Source organism: Rhodanobacter aciditrophus (assembly GCF_050026795.1).
In the GTDB taxonomy this organism is placed as follows: Bacteria; Pseudomonadota; Gammaproteobacteria; order Xanthomonadales; family Rhodanobacteraceae; genus Rhodanobacter_A.
Genome location: NZ_JALBWP010000008.1, coordinates 1 through 19,266, shown reverse-complemented (window position 1 = coordinate 19,266; position 19,266 = coordinate 1). Strand labels below are relative to the sequence as shown.

Sequence of the window (19,266 nt, the reverse complement as noted above, 5' to 3'; positions counted from 1 at the left end):
ACGCGCAGAAGTGCGTTCTTTGGCGTCGGTACCGATGATGTACGCGCACGCTGCCGAAGCCGGCCCGCCTTGTCCGCTGGATGTCACCGAGAGGCTCGGCGAATCGATGGCTGCGTGCAGGCTGAGCCTGGACAACGCGGGCGCCGAGTGGGGAAGGTCGCACAAGCCTTTGGCCGGACAGCTCGGCCAGTTGCAGAATCTGCATCGGTGGCTGAAGTGGAAGGCGACCGCTGCTGCCTTGATCACCCCGGCGCAGCTGCTCGGCGGAGGCGTCTGGCTGACGATGCACCATGCCCGGGTGATTCGGCAGAACCAGCTGTCCGCCGATCTCATGAAGGCCTAGAACAATGCTGACGTCGTGCTGTGCGGCAATGGCGGGCTGTGCACGCCCGGCCGTCTTCCCGGGCGGGACCGGGTCGCTGCAGGCCTGGCGCTGCAGAAACGCGAAGGCCGCGCATCGCTGCGCGGCCTTTGGCGTGGCGGGCAGGGAATCAGCGCGTGGCGATGTCGAGGATGACGCCGGTGGCGAGCGCGACCAGCAGGTAGTCGTCGTTGTCCGCGCGTACCCAGCCATAGCCACGCGGCGGCGGGCGCAGGCGGTAGTAGCGGTAGTCGTGCACCACGTAGATCGGGCCACCGTAGCGATGGCCGCGTTCCCAGTGGCGATAGCGCTCGTAGCGACGATCGCTGTCGTAGCGACGGTCGCCGTCGTAGCGACGATCGTCATGGTGTCCGTGGCCGCGGTATTCCTGCCAGCCATGGTGGTCCGGCCCGTGGTCGTGCCCGTGATCGTGGTCCGCCAGCGCGGCGCCGCTGCCGGCGAGCAGAGGCAGGGCGAGCATCAGGCTGTACAAAGTCTTCATCGCGGTGTCTCCGGTCGCGCCGCCGGGCGGCTTCGGGATCGAGCGTATGAAAACGCGTCTGAACGAAAGACCTGCGACGGACCGCCGTCTTCAGGCGTCAGTCAGTGGCCCGTCGAGGCCGCACATCGGCATCGGTCGTCATTGACGGCAGCGCGGAAGGGTGGGCCGACGTAGTAGGCTGCGGGCATGAACCCCATCGATTTCGCCGCGCGCCGCGCCGCGTTCCGCAAGCTGCATGAAGACGGCTGCTTCATGCTTCCCAATCCGTGGGACCCCGGCTCCGCCCGGGCCTTGCAGCAGCTGGGCTTCAAGGCGCTGGCGACCTCCAGCTCGGGCTTTGCGTGGTCGTGCGCGCATCGCGACAACACCATGGACGTGGACGCGGTGCTGGCGCACTGCCGCGCGATCGTGGCGGCCACCGACCTGCCGGTGAACGCCGATTTCGAGGATGGCCACGCACGCGATCTCAAGGAGCTGGCGGACAACGTGCGCCGCTGCGTCGACACCGGCGTGGCGGGCCTGTCGATCGAGGATTCCACCGGCGAGGCCGCACGGCCGCTGTACGCGATCGACGAGGCGGTGGCGCGCCTGCGCGCCGCACGGGCGGCGATCGACGCCTCTGGCCAGGACGTGCTGCTGACCGGCCGCGCCGAGTGCTTCCTGGTCGGCCATCCCGATCCCCTGAACGAATCGCTGAAGCGGCTCAAGGCCTATGCCGAGGCCGGCGCAGACTGCCTGTACGCGCCGGGCCTGCGCAGCAGCGAACAGATCGAAGCGGTGGTGCGCGCCGTCGCGCCGAAGCCGGTCAACGTGCTGGTCGGCTACGCCGCACCGTTCACGCTGGCCGATCTCGCGAAACTCGGAGTGCGCCGGATCAGCGTGGGCGGCGCACTGGCGGGCGCCGCCTGGGGCGGTTTCCTGCGCGCCGCGCGTGGCCTGGCCGAGGGGCGCTTCGACGGCTTTGCCGACAACGCCACTCACGCGGAGCTCAATGGCCTGTTCTGATCCGTACGCCGCCCGGGTACCCGGACGGCTGTATGGAGGTCGCAGCGGAAACCGGTGCTGCCCGCGCGGGAGCATTCGCGCGGCCCGGTGTCACGCGGCGCCGACTGCCGTCCGGTACAGCCGTTCCACGTCTTCCGGGCGGCACAGCTGCGTGCCGGTGGCGAGCAACGCGGCGGCGCCCGCCGCGATGCCGAAGCGGGCGGCTTCGCCCAGCCCCAGGCCACGGATCAAACCCACCAGGATGCCGGCCAGCATCGAGTCGCCCGCCCCGACGGCGGTCTTGGATGCCACCTGCAGGGCAGGCAGGCGCTTGACCCCGTCCTTGCTCGCCAGCAGCGCCCCGCGCGCGCCGAGGGACACCACCGCGATCTCGCAGCGCCCCTGCTCGATCAGGCCACGCGCCGCCTGTTCCTCTTCGCGTTCGCCCTGGATCGAATGGCCGAGCAAGCCTTCCAGCTCGCCCAGGCTGGGCTTCAGCAGATGGATGCCGGTTCCGGCGTGTTTCAGCGCCGGGCCGGAGGTGTCCAGCACCAGGCGCCGGCCCAGCCGCCGGGCGATGTCTCCGACCCGCGCGTAGAAATCCTCGGGAACGCCACGAGGCAGGCTGCCGCTGGCGACGATGTAGTCGGCGCCGGCCGCGGCGGTCGCCAGCGCATCGAGGCAGTGCTGCTGGTCATGGCCGCCGAGCTCCGGACCCGGCAGGATGAAGCGGTACTGCTGACCACTCTCGCGCTCGGCGACGTTGAGGCTCTCGCGCGTGAACCCGTCGATCGGGATGGCCGAGTAGCCGACGCCCTCCTGCCGCAGCAGGTGGCCGATCAACTCGCCCGCGGCGCCGCCCGCCGGAAAGACCGCCAGCGCATCGACGCCGAGTGCATGGGCCACCCGGGCCACGTTGATGCCGCCCCCGCCCGGGTCGTAGCGCGGGGCGTCGCAGCGCAGCTTCCGCTCGGGAGCGATCCGCTCGATCGACGTGGCGATGTCCAGCGCCGGGTTCATCGTCAGCGTGACGATCCTTGCCATGGCGGTCTCCGCTAGCTGTGGATCGGTCAGTGTTCGAAGCTTGGCAGCTTCTTCGCCACGCTGGTGTTCTTCAGCCGCCCGTACCGGGGCAGCCCGTCGGAGCCATGCGGCGGATGCGCCTCGCCCTGGATCAGCGGCGCCAGGTAGCGGCGCGCCGCCACCGTGATGCCGAAGCCGTCGCGGGTGAGGAAGCCGCTCGGCATCTTCTTCTCGCGGTTGGCGATCTTGTGCAGCGGTGCCGGTTCGACTTTCCACCGGTAGGGCGCGTCGCTGCTGCGCACGATCACCGGCATCACCGCGTTCATGCCGGCCAGCGCGTAGTCCACTGCGGCCCGGCCCACCGCGTAGGCCTGTTCGGCGTCGGTCCTGGACGCGAGGTGGCGCGCTGAGCGCTGCAGGTAATCGGGCAGCGCCCAGTGGTACTTGTAGCCCAGCTTCTCCTTCACCAGTGCGGCCAGCACCGGCGCCACGCCGCCGAGCTGCGTGTGGCCGAACGCGTCGCGCGTACCTGCCTCGGCGAGGAACCGGCCGTCGGCGTCGCGGATGCCTTCGGAGGCGACCACGGTGCACCAGCCCACGCGTTCCACCGTGGCCTTTACCCTGGCGAGGAAGGCGGCCTCGTCGAAGCTGCGTTCGGGGAACAGGATGAGGTGCGGCGGTTCGTCCGCGCTCTCGCCGGCCAGGCCCGCAGCGGCGGCGATCCAGCCCGCGTGGCGGCCCATCACTTCGAGGATGAACACCTTGGTGGAGGTGTCGGCCATCGAGGCGACGTCGAGGCTCGCCTCCAGCGTGGAGACCGCCGTGTACTTCGCCACCGAGCCGAAGCCGGGGCAGCAGTCGGTGACGGCGAGGTCGTTGTCCACCGTCTTCGGCACGCCGATGCAACGGATGTCGTAATCCATCGCTTTGCCCAGCTGCGAGATCTTCAGCGCGGTGTCGGCGGAGTCGTTGCCGCCGTTGTAGAGGAACCAGCGGATGTCGTGCGCACGGAACACCTCGATCAGGCGCTCGTACTCGGCGCGATTCGCCTCCAGTGACTTGAGCTTGTAGCGGCACGAGCCGAACGCGCCGCCCGGGGTGTGGCGAAGTGCCGCAATGGCGGCCTTGGTTTCCTTGCCGGTGTCGATCAGTTCCTCGCGCAGCGCGCCGAGGATGCCGTTGCGTGCGGCATACACCGGCACGCCCTTCGCGCGCGCCGCTTCGATCACGCCGGCGGCGGTGGCGTTGATCACGGCGGTGACGCCGCCGGACTGGGCGTAGAGCAGGCGGCCGGAACTGGTGCGGCGGGGCGGCATGGGCATCTCCTTCGACGAGTGCCCAGTATCGCTCCGATGCGACGAATGTCGGTACTGCGGCGGCGGTTTTCGTTTGACGGCAGCCGGCTTCAAACGCTACCGTGAAGCCCATTTCCCAGGGAATCGGCGGCCTTCCGTCGCCATTGCGGAGCGATATGCGACTCGTGCTACTCGGTGCGCCCGGTTCGGGCAAGGGCACCCAGGCCACCCGGCTGAAGAACGACCTGGGCGTGCCGCACATCTCCACCGGCGACATGCTGCGCGCGGCCGTGGCCGCGGGCACGCCCACCGGGCTCAAGGCCAAGGCGGTGATGGACGCCGGCAAGCTGGTCTCCGACGACATCCTGCTCGCCATGCTGGAGGAGCGCCTGGCCCAGGCCGACGCGAAAAACGGCTTCATCCTCGACGGTTACCCGCGCAACCTCGCGCAGGCCGACGCGCTCGACCAACTGCTGGCCCGCGTCGGCCAGCCGCTGGATGCGGTGGTGAAGCTGGAGGTGCCGAGCGAGGCGATCATCGGCCGCTGCGAGATCCGCTACGCCGCCGAGCACCGCAAGGACGATGACCCGGCGGTGGTGCGCGACCGCCTCAAGATCTATGCCGAGCAGACCGCGCCGGTGGCCGACTTCTACGCGAAGCGCGGCAAGCTGCAGGTGGTCGACGGCGTGGGCGCGCTGGACGAAGTCACCGCGCGGGTGAAGCGCGCGCTGAAGGTCGAGACGGTCGTCTGACCCGCATTCTTCCCATGCGTCTGCACATCCTCGGAATCTGCGGCACGTTCATGGGTGGCGTCGCCGCGCTGGCGCGCGAACTCGGGCATGACGTCGAAGGTTCCGACGCCAACGTCTACCCGCCGATGAGCACCCAGCTCGAAGCGCTGGGCATCCGCCTGATGGACGGCTACAAGGCCGAGTATCTCGAGCCCGCGCCCGATCTCGTGGTGGTGGGCAACGCCATGAGCCGCGGCAATCCCGCGGTCGAGTACATGCTCGACGCGCAGCTGCGCTACATCTCCGGTCCGCAGTGGCTGGGCGAGACGTTGTTGCCGGGGCGCGAGGTGCTGGCGGTGGCCGGCACGCACGGCAAGACCACCACCACCAGCCTGCTGGCGCATCTGCTGGAAAGCGCCGGCATGGCCCCGGGCTTCCTGATCGGCGGCGTGCCCGGCAACTTCGGCGTGTCCGCGCGGCTGGGTGCGGGCAAGCCGTTCGTGATCGAGGCGGACGAGTACGACACCGCGTTCTTCGACAAGCGCTCGAAGTTCGTGCACTACCGCCCGCGCATCGCGATCCTCAACAACCTCGAATACGACCACGCGGACATCTTCCCCGACGTGGCGGCGATCCAGCGCCAATTCCACCACCTGGTGCGCACCGTGCCGGGCAACGGGCGGCTGGTCGTCAACGCGCACGACGAGCACCTCGCCGAAGTGCTGGCGATGGGCTGCTGGACGCCGGTGGAGACGTTCGGCATCGGTCGCGGCGATTGGCGGGCCGAGCTTCTCGAAGCCGACGGCAGCGTGTTCAAGGTCACGCGCAAGGGCGAGCCGGTGGGCGAGGTGCGCTGGTCGCTGCTGGGCCACCACAGCGTGATGAACGCACTGGCCGCGCTCGCCGCCGCCACGGCGGCCGGCGCCGATCCGCGCGCGCTGCTGCCCGCCTTCGCCCGCTTCGAGAGCGTGAAGCGCCGCATGGAGCTGGTGGGCGACGTGGGCGGCGTGCGCGTGTACGACGACTTCGCGCACCACCCCACCGCCATCGCCACCACGCTGGCCGGCCTGCGCGCGAAGGTGGGCAGGGCGCGCATCCTGGTGGCGCTGGAGCCGCGTTCCAATTCGATGCGGCTCGGCGCGCATGCCGAGGCGCTGGCGCCGTCGCTGGCCGATGCCGACGCGGTGGTGTTCCTGCATCGACCCGAGCTGCCGTGGGACGCGCAGCGCGTCACCGACGCCCTGCACGGGCGCGGCGGCACCGCCGCCAGCGTCGATGCACTGCTGGCGGCGCTGCGCGCGCAGGCCCGGCCCGGCGACTACGTGGTGTTCATGTCCAACGGCGGCTTCGAGGGCGCGCCGCGCCGGTTCGCCGAGCTGCTCCGCGGCTGACTCAAAGCCTGTTCAATGTCTCCACGAGCTGTGTGGAGGCATTGAACAGGCTCTCAGGCCAGCGGTGCGTCGAAGCACGGCGGCCGGCGCAGGTACTCGCGCCGCGCCGACGTCCACACGCCCAGCCCGAAGCCCAGCGTGAGCAGCAACAGCACACCGCTGCCGATGGCGTGGCCGAGTGCGCCGAGCAGCCAGTAGCCGCTCCAGTACACCGCCATCGCGCCCAGCGTGACGCCGAGGTCGACCAGACCTCGTCCGAAGCTGCCCTCCGGGCCGATCAGGTGCACCGCCAGCGCGGTGAGGCTGGCACCCACGCTCACGATCGCCGCATCGAGCAGCATGCGCAGCGGCTCGGCGGCATGGGTGAGCACGATGCCCAGGCCGGTATAGGCCACGGTGCTGAGCACGGTGATCGGCACCAGCACCACCAGGGCGTCAAGCAGGGTCTGCTGGTAGTCGGCGCGCGTCGGCGGCGCCAGGGTGAGGTAGAGGTCGGCGAGGTTCGGTCGCATTTGCCGCATGCCGCGGCCGAGCTGCGGAAAGCGCGACAGCCCCAGCAGGATCGCGTAGGCGCCCACCACCACGGCATTGAAGCGCTGCCGGTGCATCACCGCCAGCACGTAGAACGTCACGATCGCCGCCACCAGCAGCAGGCGCAGCGCGATTGCCTGCGGGTTGTCGTGCGGCAACAGCAGCCGGCGTACCAGCACCATGCGCAGGCGCCACGTGGGCTTGCGGCGGTAGTGCGCCAAAGCCTGTTCCATTGCGCGCCGCGAGGTGCCGTCGAAGATCGCGCCGATGTGCCTGGCCAGCTTGCCGCGCCGCACCGGCGTGCCGTCCAGGCTGCGGGCGCGCGAACGGCCGAGCTGGGCGTTTTCCAGCGGCGAGCTGTCCGTTTCGCGGTCCTCGATGCGCAGCATCGCGCGCAGGCTGAGGCTGGCGATCAGGACCGCCAGCAGCAGCGCCAGCGGCACCGCCCACGGTGAGGCGACCACCGCCCTGGTGATCTGGCCGGCCAGCCCCGGCTGCCAGCCGGCCAGCACGAACAGGCCCCACACCAGCAGGTTGATGTAGCGCGCGGACGTGGCGGCCAGCCCGACCGCCGCCAGCAGCAGCACCGCTGCGCCGCCCGGCATGGCGTGCGGCACGCCCAGCAGCAGCGCGGCCAGCGTGGGCAGCAGCGCCCACTGCGCGACGTGCAGCATGCCCGCCAGGAAGAGCCGGTGCCGGAAGTCGGGCAGCAGGAAACCCTCCGGCCGGCACAGGCCGCGCAGGCTGAGGCCAAGCATCGTGAACCAGAACCACGCGCCGAAGCCGAACAGCATGGCCGCCGCGCCGGCGGCAGCGACGCCGAATGCGCCGACGCAGCCCAGCGCCACCGCGCCGCCCAGCCACGCCAGCTGCATCAGTACCGCGACCACGATGAATTGCCGGCACGGCTGCAGCCACAGCTGCCACACCGCCTTCATGCCAGCTCCACGAACAGGTCTTCCAGCGTGGGCGTCTCGATGCGCAGCGTGGCGCCTTCGCGCGCAGCCAGCGCCTGCAGGCTCTCCGGGTTCATGTCCTCTACCAGCAGCTGCGCTTCGTCGCCCTTGAGCGTGGCCTTCAGCAGGCCCGCCACCGTCGGCACCTGCGGCCAGCCGCCGGCGCGTGCCAGCACTGCGCGATGCATGCGCTCGCGCAGCTCTGCCAGCGGGCGGGTGAACTGGATCGCGCCGTCGCGCAGCAGGGTGATGTCGGCGTCGGCGCGCTCGAGGTCGGCGGTGATGTGGGTGGAGAAGATCACCGTCTTGCCCGGCTGGCGCATCAGCTCCAGCAGTTCCGCCATGAAGGCGCGGCGCGCCTGCGGGTCGAGGCTGGCCACCGGCTCGTCGAGCACCAGCAGGTCGGGCTCGGGCGCGATCGCGCGCACGATGGCCAGCTTCTGCCGCTGGCCCTGCGACAGCTCGCCGATCTTCTGCTTCGGATCGAGTTCCCAGTCGCCGAGCAGGCGAGCGGCCAGCGCATGGTTCCAGCCTGCATAGAACGCGGCGGTGAAATCGAGGTAGGCGCGCACCCTCATCCAGGGAAACAGGTCGAAGGTCTGCGGCACGAAGCCGATGCGGTGCATGCGCTCGCCGCCGGGTTCGGTCATCGGTTCGCCGAACAGTTCCACCGTGCCGGCGTCGATCGGCGAGAGACCGAGCAGGCAGCGCAGCAGGGTGGTCTTGCCGGCGCCGTTGCGGCCGAGCAGGCCGACCACGCGGCCGGACGGCACGTCCCAGTCGATGCCGCGCAGCACTTCGCGCTGCTTGAAGGACTTGCGCAGGCCGCGCACGCGCAGCACGGCTGCGGGAAGTGCGTCGGCAAGAACTGCGGTCGGTGCGGCGGCGGTCGACATCCCTGCGCATGCTCCACTGGACGAGGCGACTACTGTGCCATGCCCGCGGGCCGGGTGAGCTTCCAGTCTCGCGGGGCGCTGTGGAAAACTGCGCCAACCCTTTCGCCTGGAAACTCCCATGGGCTCCCTGTCCGGCAAGACCCTGTTCATCACCGGCGCCTCGCGCGGCATCGGCCTCGCGATCGCCCTGCGGGCCGCGCGCGACGGCGCCAACATCGCTATCGTCGCCAAGAGCGGCGTGCCGAACCCGAAGCTGCCGGGCACCATCCACACCGCGGCGGCGGCGGTGGAGGAAGCCGGCGGCAAGGCGCTGGCGATCCAGTGCGACATCCGCGACGAGGCGGAAGTGCATGCCGCGGCGGCACAGGCGGCCGAGCGCTTCGGCGGCATCGACATCGTGGTGAACAACGCCAGTGCGATCTGGCTGGCCGGGTTGGAAGGCACGCCGATGAAGCGCTACGACCTGATGCAGCAGGTCAACACGCGCGGCACCTTCCTGGTCACGCAGAGCTGTCTGCCGTACCTGAAGCGGGCCGCGAACCCGCACGTGCTGATGCTGGCGCCGCCGCCCAGCCTCGATCCGAAATGGTTCGCACCGCATACCGCCTACACCATCGCCAAGATGGGCATGAGCCTGTGCGTGCTGGGCATGAGCGGGGAGTTCGCGCCGCTGGGCATCGCGGTGAACGCGCTGTGGCCGCGCACGGTGATCGCCACCGCGGCGATCGGCATGATCGATGGCGTGCGGCCGGAACAGTGCCGCATGCCGGCGATCGTGGCCGACGCCGCCCACGCCATGCTCTGCCGTCCCGCGCAGGAATGCACGGGCCGTTTCGCGATCGACGAGGATGTGCTGCGGGAGACGGGCGTGGGCGATTTCGAGCGTTACGCGGTGCAGCCGGGCGTGCCGCTGCTGCCCGACCTGTTCCTGGATTGAACCGGCGCCAGGCCCGGCGCAGCCCCCGCAGCCGGTCGGCCAGGCGCGGACCCATCGCTACGATGGTGGAGGCGGGAAAGGCCCGGCCGCCGGTGGGAAACCATCGGGCTGCCGGCCACATGCGGGTTGTGCATGCCGTGCAGGCGGCAGTCGCGGTCGGCCACGCCGTGGCGTGATCGTCTGCCATCCGCGTGGCGCCCAGGCGATGCGCGGCGGCGCCTGCCCGCGGCGTGCCGGCCACCTCACCCCAGCCGCGGTCCGGGTTCGAAGCGACCGCCGCAGGCGCGCCGGTTCTTCGCCGAACCGTCGGGCGGGGCTGTGGCGGGTGGGGTGGTCGGGTGCCCCGGTAGCCGTCCCGGCAAGTCCTCTTGGCGGACTCGAGCTTGGGGACATGGCGACGCCGGGTCGAACGGCCGTCCGCCGGGCAAGGCGTGGCTGCCCGCTACACTTTCCGCATGGCTGGACGTTCCTCCCGCACCGAACTGCCGCTGTTTCCGCTGTCCACCGTGCTGTATCCGGGCGGCCGGCTGGAGTTGCGCATCTTCGAGCCGCGCTACCTGGACCTGGTGCGCGAGTGCGCCCGCGGCGATCGCGGCTTCGGCGTCTGCCTGATCCTGGCGGGCCGCGAGGCGGGCGAGCCGGCCTTGCCGGCGGCGGTGGGCACTCTGGCGCGCATCGTGGATTTCCACCATGGCGCAGGCGGCGTGCTCGGCATCGTGGCCGAGGGCGGCCAGCGCTTCCGGGTGCGGCGCACCCGGGTGCGCGCGGATGGCCAGCTGCGCGGCGAAGTGGAGTGGTGGCCGGAGGAGCCGCACGTCCCGGTGCCGGTCGAGCTGGCGCTGCTGCAGACGATTGCCGAGCGCCTGGTGGAGGCGATGGCGCCGCGGTGGCGGCAGGCGCCGCGCGAATGCTACGACGATGCGCGCTGGCTGGGTTTCCGCCTCGCCGAGCTGCTCCCGCTGGGCGGCGACGAACGCCAGCGCCTGCTGGAGCTGGCCGATCCGCTGCAACGCCTGGCCGAACTGCGCGACATTCTGCCGCGCTTCCAGAAAGGCTGATTCCCCCGGTGGCTGCCGGCGCAGGCGCTCCCGCCGCGACGCGCAAGCAAGGCCCGTGCCCGTTTCCGGGGAGGCAGGTTCAAGCGGCATCGGTGCATCCGGGGCGCCGCGGACGGGTCTACAATCCGGCGGAATGATATCCGGCGCGGATTCGCCACACGCGTGTCGCCAAGGGGGAGCGGCATGTGGCGAACGGAATCCGGGGAGGGGCTATGGACGCCAAGGACGCGAAGCCGAAGGGGTGCGTGATCTGGTTCGGGCAACCGGAGGCACGCGAACGCAGCGGCCTGGCCGAAGCCGGGTGGCACGTCCGCGTGGCCGGGACGGAAACCGACGTCAGGGTACGCGAGGGCGGCGGCGTGGTGGCATTGGCGGACCTGCGCCGCGGCGATGGCTGCGCGCTGCGGGCGATGCGGCGGTTGATGGCGGATTGCCCCGCACTGCCGTGGATCGCGCTGGTCTCGCTCGACACGCCGGCGCGGCGCCCACAGGTCAAGCGCATCCTGCGGGGTTGCCGTGATTTCTTCAACGCACCGCTGGACCTGCCGCGCCTGCTCGCGGCACTGGAGCGGGCCGATAGTGTCGAGCCGCGTGAAGCCGAAGCGGCGGCCGACCTGCCCGAGATGGTGGGGCGCAGCGCGGCGCTGGCGGCGGTGGCGGCCAGCCTGCGCAAGTACGCGCCGATCGACCTGCCGGTGCTGATCACCGGCGAGACCGGCGTCGGCAAGGAAGTGGCCGCGCGCGTGCTGCACCGCCTTTCGACCCGGGCGATGCAGCCGTTCGTGGCGATCAACTGCGGTGCCTTGCCGCCCAACCTCGTGCAGTCCGAGCTGTTCGGCCACGAGCGTGGCGCGTTCACCGACGCCACTGCGCGGCGGATCGGGCACATCGAGAGCGCGGCCGGCGGCACGATCCTGCTGGACGAGGTCGGCGACTTGCCGCTGGACGCGCAGACCAATCTGCTGCGCTTCCTGCAGGAGGGCGTGCTGCAGCGCGTGGGCAGCAGCCGGCCGATCAAGGTCGACGTGCGCGTGACGGCCGCCACCCACCTGGATCTGGAGCACGCCGTGGCGGCGGGACGTTTCCGCGAGGATCTTTACTACCGGCTCAACGTGTTGCGGCTGCAGATACCGCCGCTGCGGGAGCGCGGCGACGACGTGGAGCTGCTGGCGCAGCGCTTTCTTGAGCGCTTCCGCGAGCGGCAGACCTGCGCCGCCCGAGGTTTCGAGCGCACGGCGCTGCGGGCGATGCGCCAGTACGGCTGGCCGGGCAACGTGCGCGAACTGCGCAACCGGGTGCAGCGCGCCGCAGTGATGGCGGAAGGCGCGCTGATCGGCGTCGCCGATCTCGCCCTGCCGGTTGCGAAGGAGGGCGGTGACCCGGCCGGCGCCAGCCTGGTCTTCCACCGCGCTTCGGCCGAGCGCGAGGCCATCGCGGCCTGCCTGCGCGAATGCGGCTTCAACATCAGCGAATGCGCGCGGCGCCTGCGGATTTCCCGGGTCACGGTTTACCGCCTGTGCAAGAAGCACCGGCTGGAGCTGCAGGAGCTGCGCACGCACTAGGGCGCCCTCGCGATGCCCCGCTGCCGCGCCGGTTGCTGCTTCGGCGCCGGCCCGTGGGATAATCGCGGTTTCACGCGCATCGCCTGGCCGCATGCGATCCGGGCGCCTGGCCATGCCGCGGCCGGGCACGGAATCATGGCCGGAGGCGCTAGCCGGAGTGCCCCATGCCGCAACGCGAACCAACCCCGTCCTCCCGCCTGACCGAGCTCGGCAAGCGGTACTGGCTGCCGGTGTACAAGCCGCGCGAGCTGGTGCTCGACCACGGCAAGGGTGCCCGCGTGTGGGACACGGAAGGGCGCGACTACGTGGATTTCGGCGCCGGCATCGCGGTGAACGCACTGGGCCATGGCGATCCCGATCTGCTTGCCGCGCTCACTACGCAAGCGCACAAGCTGTGGCATGCCAGCAACGTGTTCTACACCGAGCCGCCGCTGCGCCTGGCGGAGGAACTGGTGCAGGCAAGCGGTTTCGCCGAGCGCGTGTTCCTGTGCAACTCCGGCGGCGAGGCGAACGAGGCGGCGATCAAGTTGGTGCGCAAGTGGGCTGCCGCGCAGGGGCGCGCGCCGGAGCGGCGCGTGATCGTGACCTTCAAGGGATCGTTCCATGGTCGCACCCTGGCCACCGTCACCGCCACCGCACAGCCCAAGTACCAGGCAGGCTACGAGCCGCTGCCCGGGGGCTTCCGCTACCTCGACTTCAACGACGCCGCGGCGCTGGAGACCACGTTCGCCGTCGGTGACGTCGCCGCGGTGATGCTGGAGCCGGTGCAGGGCGAGGGGGGCGTGCTGCCGGCCGCACCGGGCTTCCTGAAACGCGTGCGCGAGCTGTGCGACGCGCACGGCGCGCTGCTGGTGCTGGACGAAATCCAGTGTGGCATGGGTCGCACCGGCACGCTGTTCGCCCATGCGCAGGATGGCGTGAAGCCGGACATCGTGACCCTGGCCAAGGCGCTGGGCTGCGGCTTCCCGATCGGCGCGATGCTGGCCGGCCCCAAAGTGGCCGAGGTGATGCAGTACGGCGCCCACGGCACCACCTTCGGCGGCAACCCGATGGCCGCCGCGGTGGCGCGTGCAGCGCTGGCCAGGCTGGCCTCGCCCGCGCTGCTGGCGAACGTGGCGGCGCAGGCGCGGGCCTTGCGCGACGGTCTGGCGGCAATCGATGGGGATCTGCACCTGTTCGAGGAGGTGCGCGGCCGCGGCCTGATGATCGGCGCGGCATTGGCGCCACGGTACCGGGGGCGCGCCGGCGAGATCCTCGACCATGCCGCGGCGCATGGCCTGCTGCTGTTGCAGGCCGGCCCGGACGTGCTGCGCTTCGTGCCGCCGCTGACGATCACCGCCGAGGAGACCGCCGAGGGCCTCACGCGCCTGCGGGCCGCGCTGGCCGCCTTCGTCGCGGCGTGAGCGCGGCGGCCTGCCCGTTCTGCGGGATCTCCGCACGCGAGGCGCCGGCCGCCATCGTGGCGGACGACGGCCTGGTGCTGGCCTTCATGGATCTGCGCCAGGCTGTGCCGGGGCATGTGCTGGTGGCGCCGCACCGGCACGCGGCCGACCTCTACGCGCTCACGAGCGACGAGGCCGCGGCCTCGATGCGCATGGCGCAGCAGGTGGCACGCGCGCTGCGCGCAGAATTCGATCCGCCGGGCCTGAATCTCTGGCAATCCAGTGGCCGTGCGGCGGGGCAGGAAGTGTTCCACTTCCATCTGCACGTGCAGCCAAGATGCGCGGGCGATGGCCTGCTGCGCGTCTATCCCGGTGGCGTGCCGACGCCCGCGAAGGCCGGCGAACTCGAAGCCATGGCGCAGGCGCTGCGCATGCGCCTGCGCGGTTGAGCCGCGTCGCGGTTGGTATCATCGGCCGTTCCCCATCGACGGCATCCGGGCGGACCCCATGAAATACCTGCATACCATGGTGCGCGTGCGCGACATCGACGCCTCGCTGCGTTTCTACTGCGAGGGCCTGGGCCTCAGGGAGGTGCGCCGCATCGAGAACCCCCAGGGCAAGTTCACCCTGGTGTTCCTCGCCGCACCGGACAGTCCCGGGGCCGAGATCGAGCTGACGTACAACTGGGATTCCACCGAGGATTACGGCAGCGCGCGCAACTTCGGCCACCTTGCCTTCCGCGTGGAGGACATCTACGCCACCTGCCAGCGCCTGCTGGACATGGGTTACGTCATCAACCGGCCGCCACGCGACGGCCACATGGCCTTCGTGCGTTCGCCCGACCTGATCTCGGTGGAACTGCTGCAGGACGGCCACCTGCCGCCGGCCGAGCCGTGGGCTTCGATGGCCAACACCGGCCAGTGGTAGTCAGCTCCCGGTGGTACGCGGCTTGCCGATGCGGAAGCGGCAGGCATGGCCGCCGCGCAGCAGGCATTCCATGTGCTGGATCGGTCGTCCGGTGGCCGCTTCCATGAACGCGAGGTCGAAGCGGCAGACGTCCGGGTGAGCCCTGGCGAGCGCGTGGAACACGCAGTTGTAGGCCTCGACCTGGGTTTCGCCGTCGCGCTTCACGGTGGCGGCTTCGTAGCCCAGTGCATCGAGCTGCTCAGCCAGCCGCGTGGCGATTTCCGCGTCGCTCTCGCCTTCGATGCGGCTGGCGGCCTCCCGCCCGAGCGCCTGGCCCGTGCTGGCCAGCAGCGCCTGCGCGCCGGCCTTGCCGGCGCTGGCGTACAGGTGTTCCAGGATGCTGCTGGCGATCAGGCCGTAGTTGCGCGGGAACAGTTCGCGGCCTGCCGGCAGCAGCAGGTAGCGCGCCTGTGGCCGCCCTCCGGTGGGACGCGCCGTGCCGCGCTCGACGTAGCCCGCCGCGATCAGTGCGGAAAGATGCTGCCGCACCGCGTTGTGGGTCACGTTGAGCGACTGGCACAGCATTTCCACGCTGGCGCCCTGCGGCGAAGCCAGCAAGGCCCGCAGCAGCTTCTGCTGGGTCTGGCCGAGCTGGCGCAAGGCGCTCACGGTGTTACTTCGCCTTCTGCGGGAACTGCGCGGCAATGCCGTTCGCCAGCGCATCGGCGATGGTGTTCATATGTTCCTGCATCATCGTCCAGGTCTTGGCTTCCGCGGCCTTGTCGCCCCGCATGATCTCGCCGAGCTGGGCCTGATGGTCGGCCACGTGCTGCAGCAGCAGGCCCTGTAGCGTGGCTTCGGGCCAGTTGGCGGGGTTGGCGCCATGCAGGAATACGGCGATGTCGCCGGCGTTGGCCGACAGCGTCCGCATGGCCTTGTCGGCCGCGCTCTTGTTACCCGAATGGGTTGCGTCGGTCAGCGCCTTCACGCCGCCCCAGTGGCCGGCGAGCAGCTTCAGCAGGCCCTTGCCGGCGTCGGCGCCGTAGAAGCCGGCCACCGCATTGGCGATGTCCTTGGCGTTGGCGACCACCGCGTCGGCGGCCTTGGCCGCGGCAGCCTTGTCGCCGGCCTTGACGGCGAGCGCGTAGTCGCGCGTGTGCACGACGTGGCCGTGCCACAGGCTGCGCAGCGCGGCGTGCAACTGTGGCGCGGCCGGCACGGCGGCTTGCGGCGCGGCCTGCATGCCGGTCATGGCCGGCATGCCCGACTGCGCCAGCGTGGTGAGGGGGAGGCCCAGGCCCATGGCAAGGGCGCAGGCAATGACAAGGGATTTCATGATGTTTGCTCCAGTGACAGGCCGCCGGATGGCGACCCCGTCATCCTGAGCGACGGCTACGAATAGTAAATACGATCATGTGTAAAGCTTGTCATTGCTTGATTTGCCCGGGGTCAACTCGCCTTGGCCGCGGCTATGGCCTCGCGCGCGGCCTGCAGGGTGTCGGCGATGTCCTGGTCCGAATGTGCGCTGGAGAGGAAGCCCGCCTCGAAGGCGCTGGGCGCCAGGTACACGCCGCGCTTCAGTACGCCGTGGAAGAAGCGGTTGAACAGCGCGGTGTCGGCGGCGGTGGCCTGCGCGTGGCTGGTTACCTTTCCCGCCGTGAAGAACAGCCCGAACATGCCACCCACGCGGTTGGTCGAGAACGGTACACCGGCGCCGTCCATGACCGACTGCAGGCCGTCGCAGAGCAGGCGCGTGCGCGCGGCGAGCCGCTCGTGGAAGCCCGGCGCCTGGACCAGTTCCAGCATCGCCAGGCCCGCCGCCATCGCCACCGGATTGCCGCTGAGCGTGCCGGCCTGGTAGATCGGGCCGGCCGGGGCGATCTGCTCCATCAGCTCGCGGCGGCCGCCGTAGGCGCCCACCGGCATGCCGCCGCCGATGATCTTGCCGAACGTGCTGAGGTCGGGCGTCACGCCGTAGTACGCCTGTGCGCCGCCCAGCGCCACGCGGAAGCCGGTCATCACCTCGTCGAAGATCAAGAGCGCGCCGTGTTGCGTGCACAGCTCGCGCAGGCCGTGCAGGTAGCCGTCGAGCGGCGGGATGCAGTTCATGTTGCCGGCCACCGGCTCGATGATCAGGCCGGCGATCTCGCCGCCCTGTTCGGCGAACAGCGCCCTGGCGGCATCCAGATCGTTGTAGGGCAGCGTGAGCGTGAGGTCGGCGTTCGCCTTGGGCACGCCGGGCGAGGTGGGCACGCCGAAGGTGAGTGCGCCGGAACCGGCCTTCACCAGGAAGCTGTCGCCGTGGCCGTGGTAGCAGCCCTCGAACTTCACGATCTTCGCGCGGCCGGTGGCGCCGCGCGCGAGGCGGATCGCCGACATGGTGGCTTCGGTGCCGGAGTTCACCATGCGCACCATTTCCACCGAGGGCACCAGCCGCGTGATCGTCTCGGCCATGGTCACCTCGGCGGGGCAAGGCGTACCGAACGAAAGGCCGTCCCGCACCGTATGCTCCACCGCTTCGCGCACCGCGGGGTGGTTGTGGCCCACGATCATCGGGCCCCACGAGCCCACGTAGTCGATGTAGCGCCGGCCTTCCACGTCCCACAGATAGGCGCCATCGGCGCGCGCGGTGAAGAACGGTTCGCCGCCCACGGACTTGAAGGCGCGCACCGGCGAGTTGACGCCGCCGGGCATCAGCTGGCGGGCGCGCTGGAACAGTTCGTGGTTGCTGGTCATGGCATGGCTCGGTGCGGGGGATACAGGTCGGCGAAGCGTTGCGCGGCGGCGCGTACGTCGGCTGCGCCGAACACTGCGGAAATCACGGCCAGCAAATCCGCGCCCGCTTCGATCAGGGTGGCGGCATTGTCCGGCGTGATGCCGCCGATCGCCACCCGTGGTACGCCCAGCGTGGCGCTCTGCCGCAGCAGTTCGGGCGTGGCGCGGCGAGCGTTCGGCTTGGTAGGCGACGGGAAAAAGGCGCCGAACGCAATGTAGTCGGCACCGGCCTGCGCGGCTTCTCGCGCGCGTTGCAGGGAGTCGTAGCACGATACGCCGACGATCGCATCGTTCCCCAAAGCAGCCCGGGCAGCCGCGACATCCCCGTCATCCTCGCCCAGATGCACGCCTGCGGCGCCGGATGCGGCTGCCAGGGCGATGTCGTCATTGACGATCAGCGGCACGCCGTGCGCGGCGCACGCGCGCTGCAGTGCTTTCGCTTCGGCGAGCCGGCGCTGTGCATCGCCCGTCTTGTCGCGGTATTGCAGCATGCGCGCGCCGCCAGCCAAGGCCTGTTCCGCCAGATCGAGCAGGTTGGCGCGCGGACCATCGGTGATCACGTAAAGGCCGCGGGAGGCGAAGCGTAGTGGTGTCATGCGCTGGATTCCTGCGCGAGGGGAGGCGGATGGAGCCGCGTGCTTTCGCAACGGCGGGCGAGTTGCGAGAATGCACTATTCGCCCTTGAACAATGAAGCCCGACGATGACCCAGAGCTCTACCGAAACTACCGCACTGCGCAAATGGATGTGCGTGGTCTGCGGCTACATCTATGACGAGGCGCTGGGCGTGCCGGAAGAGGGCATCGACCCCGGCACACGCTGGGAGGACGTGCCCGAGACCTGGACGTGTCCGGATTGCGGCGCCACCAAGGGCGACTTCGAGATGATCGAGATCGACTGACCGCCGATCATCGCCTGCGGCCGGCCCGTTTTCGCCATCATCCCGCCTGCGAACGGGCCCGCCGATCCGCTGTGATGTATCCGCGCGCAAGCGACGCGCGTCATGCCGGAGCATCACCATGCAGCAGTTCATTCCCTTCGAAGACGACTGGGACATGCTCGACGCGATCCGTCCGGAAGCATTGATCCCCTATCGCGTCGGTCTTGCTGTCGTTTCGCCAGCAGCCTACGACGCCATTCAGTCGACCGCTCCCAGCTTCCCCTCGATCGCCAGCGTGTCACCGTCGCGCACGCCGATGCGTGTGGCCGTGCCCGCCGACAACTCCAGCACGTAACGCGCCGGCCCCGTGCTGGGATAGATCGGGCAGGGATCGGCCTTGCACGGCGGTACGTCCAGCTGCGCCGACACCAGCTTGCGGTCGGCGTCGAAATACAGGATGTCGAGCGGAATCAGCGTGTTCTTCATCCAGAATCCGCGCGGTGCGGTGTCGGGAAACACGAACAGCATGCCGCGGTCCGATGCCAGCGAGGTGCGCATCATCAGGCCGCGCTCGCGCGCGGCTTCATTGGTGGCCAGTTCCGCCGAGAAGCGATGGCCGTGCAAGCTTACGCGGACGGGGAGCTCGCTGGTCGAGGCGGTGCAGGCGTTGCCGCACACCATCAGCAGCGTCGCAACGATCAACGGCTTCAGCATGGCAAGATGTCCCGCGTGGCGTACGGCCTGGCCAGTGTAGTGCCGCGCTGCGCGGCGACCACGTCGAGAATTTTGCGCTTGCCCCTTCACAGTCGCGTGGCTCGGCGCTATGATTCTCGCCCCTTCGACGAGCCGCCTCGTCCCGAAGGGTTCGCGTCACATCCCCGCAGAAATATTTCTTTTGCGACTGTTGACGGCCTGAAAGAACGATGTAGAATGGGCGGCTCACCCGGGACGAAAGGTCACGGGGCGAATCCGGAAGGGTTCGTGGCGAGATTGATCTTTGACAGTGTGCACAGGTGAATTGTGTGGACGCCTTGCGCTGGCGGGTTGTTGACCTGTCCAAGCAATGCAAAGCGTCCCACCCAAAGAAAGTCAGTAATG

At 70.0% G+C, this 19,266-nt stretch carries 21 protein-coding genes; 11 read left to right on the top strand and 10 right to left on the bottom strand.

Annotated features, from left to right (window positions below; genetic code table 11):
* The first annotated feature begins 37 nt into the window (after window positions 1-37).
* A complete protein-coding gene (locus tag ACQGNW_RS01925) occupies window positions 38-343 on the top strand; it encodes a hypothetical protein (RefSeq protein WP_426661376.1) in 306 nt (101 codons plus the stop codon).
* A 148-nt stretch (window positions 344-491) separates the two neighbouring features.
* Here ACQGNW_RS01925 and ACQGNW_RS01920 read toward each other — a convergent pair whose 3' ends face one another.
* Window positions 492-863: an RcnB family protein gene (locus tag ACQGNW_RS01920; RefSeq protein ID WP_426661375.1), complete on the bottom strand. Its 372-nt coding sequence runs from the start codon at window positions 861-863 to the stop codon at window positions 492-494.
* Between the two features lie 186 nt (window positions 864-1,049).
* Between ACQGNW_RS01920 and ACQGNW_RS01915 the strand changes: the two genes are divergently transcribed.
* The gene (locus ACQGNW_RS01915; RefSeq protein ID WP_426661374.1) at window positions 1,050-1,868 is read left to right on the top strand and encodes an isocitrate lyase/PEP mutase family protein; all 819 of its coding nucleotides are present in this window, start codon (window positions 1,050-1,052) and stop codon (window positions 1,866-1,868) included.
* Between the two features lie 90 nt (window positions 1,869-1,958).
* Here the strand turns inward: ACQGNW_RS01915 and ACQGNW_RS01910 are convergent, their stop codons facing one another.
* Both ACQGNW_RS01910 and ACQGNW_RS01905 read right to left on the bottom strand, forming a co-directional pair.
* Window positions 1,959-2,891, bottom strand: a complete 933-nt coding sequence (locus tag ACQGNW_RS01910; RefSeq protein WP_426661373.1) for a 1-phosphofructokinase family hexose kinase — start codon at window positions 2,889-2,891, stop codon at window positions 1,959-1,961.
* Window positions 2,892-2,917: 26 nt separating this feature from the next.
* Window positions 2,918-4,186, bottom strand: coding sequence for a 6-phosphofructokinase (locus tag ACQGNW_RS01905; RefSeq protein ID WP_426661372.1), 1,269 nt, complete (start codon window positions 4,184-4,186; stop codon window positions 2,918-2,920).
* Window positions 4,187-4,341: 155 nt separating this feature from the next.
* Here ACQGNW_RS01905 and ACQGNW_RS01900 point away from each other — a divergent pair, with 155 nt between their 5' ends.
* Entirely contained in the window at window positions 4,342-4,917 is a 576-nt protein-coding gene (locus ACQGNW_RS01900; protein ID WP_426661371.1) for an adenylate kinase, read from the top strand.
* Between the two features lie 14 nt (window positions 4,918-4,931).
* On the top strand, window positions 4,932-6,287 hold the full coding sequence (gene mpl, locus ACQGNW_RS01895) for a UDP-N-acetylmuramate:L-alanyl-gamma-D-glutamyl-meso-diaminopimelate ligase (protein WP_426661370.1): 1,356 nt from the start codon (window positions 4,932-4,934) through the stop codon (window positions 6,285-6,287).
* 53 nt (window positions 6,288-6,340) lie between these two features.
* On the opposite strand, the gene ACQGNW_RS01890 is transcribed toward mpl, so the two are convergent.
* Window positions 6,341-7,756 carry a hypothetical protein gene (locus ACQGNW_RS01890; protein ID WP_426661369.1) on the bottom strand — a complete coding sequence of 472 codons (1,416 nt, stop codon included), beginning with the start codon at window positions 7,754-7,756 and terminating at the stop codon, window positions 6,341-6,343.
* Window positions 7,753-8,670, bottom strand: a complete 918-nt coding sequence (locus ACQGNW_RS01885; protein WP_426661368.1) for an ABC transporter ATP-binding protein — start codon at window positions 8,668-8,670, stop codon at window positions 7,753-7,755. Before ACQGNW_RS01885 ends, ACQGNW_RS01890 begins: the two co-directional genes overlap by 4 nt.
* Before the next feature lie 118 nt (window positions 8,671-8,788).
* Here ACQGNW_RS01885 and ACQGNW_RS01880 point away from each other — a divergent pair, with 118 nt between their 5' ends.
* From ACQGNW_RS01880 to ACQGNW_RS01855, 6 genes are all read left to right on the top strand, one after another.
* Entirely contained in the window at window positions 8,789-9,607 is an 819-nt protein-coding gene (locus ACQGNW_RS01880) for an SDR family oxidoreductase (RefSeq protein ID WP_426661367.1), read from the top strand.
* 455 nt (window positions 9,608-10,062) lie between these two features.
* The gene (locus tag ACQGNW_RS01875; RefSeq protein ID WP_426661366.1) at window positions 10,063-10,665 is read left to right on the top strand and encodes an LON peptidase substrate-binding domain-containing protein; all 603 of its coding nucleotides are present in this window, start codon (window positions 10,063-10,065) and stop codon (window positions 10,663-10,665) included.
* 212 nt (window positions 10,666-10,877) lie between these two features.
* Entirely contained in the window at window positions 10,878-12,227 is a 1,350-nt protein-coding gene (locus ACQGNW_RS01870) for a sigma-54 dependent transcriptional regulator (protein ID WP_426661365.1), read from the top strand.
* A gap of 164 nt (window positions 12,228-12,391) precedes the next feature.
* A complete protein-coding gene (locus ACQGNW_RS01865; RefSeq protein WP_426661364.1) occupies window positions 12,392-13,630 on the top strand; it encodes an acetylornithine/succinylornithine family transaminase in 1,239 nt (412 codons plus the stop codon).
* Entirely contained in the window at window positions 13,627-14,058 is a 432-nt protein-coding gene (locus tag ACQGNW_RS01860; RefSeq protein ID WP_426661363.1) for an HIT family protein, read from the top strand. Before ACQGNW_RS01865 ends, ACQGNW_RS01860 begins: the two co-directional genes overlap by 4 nt.
* Window positions 14,059-14,116: 58 nt before the next feature.
* A complete protein-coding gene (locus ACQGNW_RS01855) occupies window positions 14,117-14,536 on the top strand; it encodes a VOC family protein (protein WP_426661362.1) in 420 nt (139 codons plus the stop codon).
* Here ACQGNW_RS01855 and ACQGNW_RS01850 read toward each other — a convergent pair whose 3' ends face one another.
* The 4 genes from ACQGNW_RS01850 to thiE form a co-directional block, all read right to left on the bottom strand.
* Window positions 14,537-15,184: a helix-turn-helix transcriptional regulator gene (locus ACQGNW_RS01850; protein ID WP_426661361.1), complete on the bottom strand. Its 648-nt coding sequence runs from the start codon at window positions 15,182-15,184 to the stop codon at window positions 14,537-14,539.
* A 4-nt stretch (window positions 15,185-15,188) separates the two neighbouring features.
* A complete protein-coding gene (locus ACQGNW_RS01845; RefSeq protein WP_426661360.1) occupies window positions 15,189-15,851 on the bottom strand; it encodes a hypothetical protein in 663 nt (220 codons plus the stop codon).
* 113 nt (window positions 15,852-15,964) lie between these two features.
* Window positions 15,965-17,251, bottom strand: coding sequence for a glutamate-1-semialdehyde 2,1-aminomutase (gene hemL / locus ACQGNW_RS01840; RefSeq protein ID WP_426661359.1), 1,287 nt, complete (start codon window positions 17,249-17,251; stop codon window positions 15,965-15,967).
* Complete coding sequence (gene thiE, locus ACQGNW_RS01835; RefSeq protein ID WP_426661358.1) at window positions 17,248-17,886, bottom strand: thiamine phosphate synthase; 639 nt, start codon at window positions 17,884-17,886, stop codon at window positions 17,248-17,250. The genes hemL and thiE overlap by 4 nt, the downstream gene beginning before the upstream one ends.
* Before the next feature lie 105 nt (window positions 17,887-17,991).
* Here thiE and ACQGNW_RS01830 point away from each other — a divergent pair, with 105 nt between their 5' ends.
* A complete protein-coding gene (locus tag ACQGNW_RS01830; RefSeq protein WP_426661357.1) occupies window positions 17,992-18,189 on the top strand; it encodes a rubredoxin in 198 nt (65 codons plus the stop codon).
* Between the two features lie 237 nt (window positions 18,190-18,426).
* Here ACQGNW_RS01830 and ACQGNW_RS01825 read toward each other — a convergent pair whose 3' ends face one another.
* Window positions 18,427-18,849, bottom strand: a complete 423-nt coding sequence (locus ACQGNW_RS01825) for a DUF192 domain-containing protein (protein WP_426661602.1) — start codon at window positions 18,847-18,849, stop codon at window positions 18,427-18,429.
* Between the last annotated feature and the right edge of the window lie 417 nt (window positions 18,850-19,266).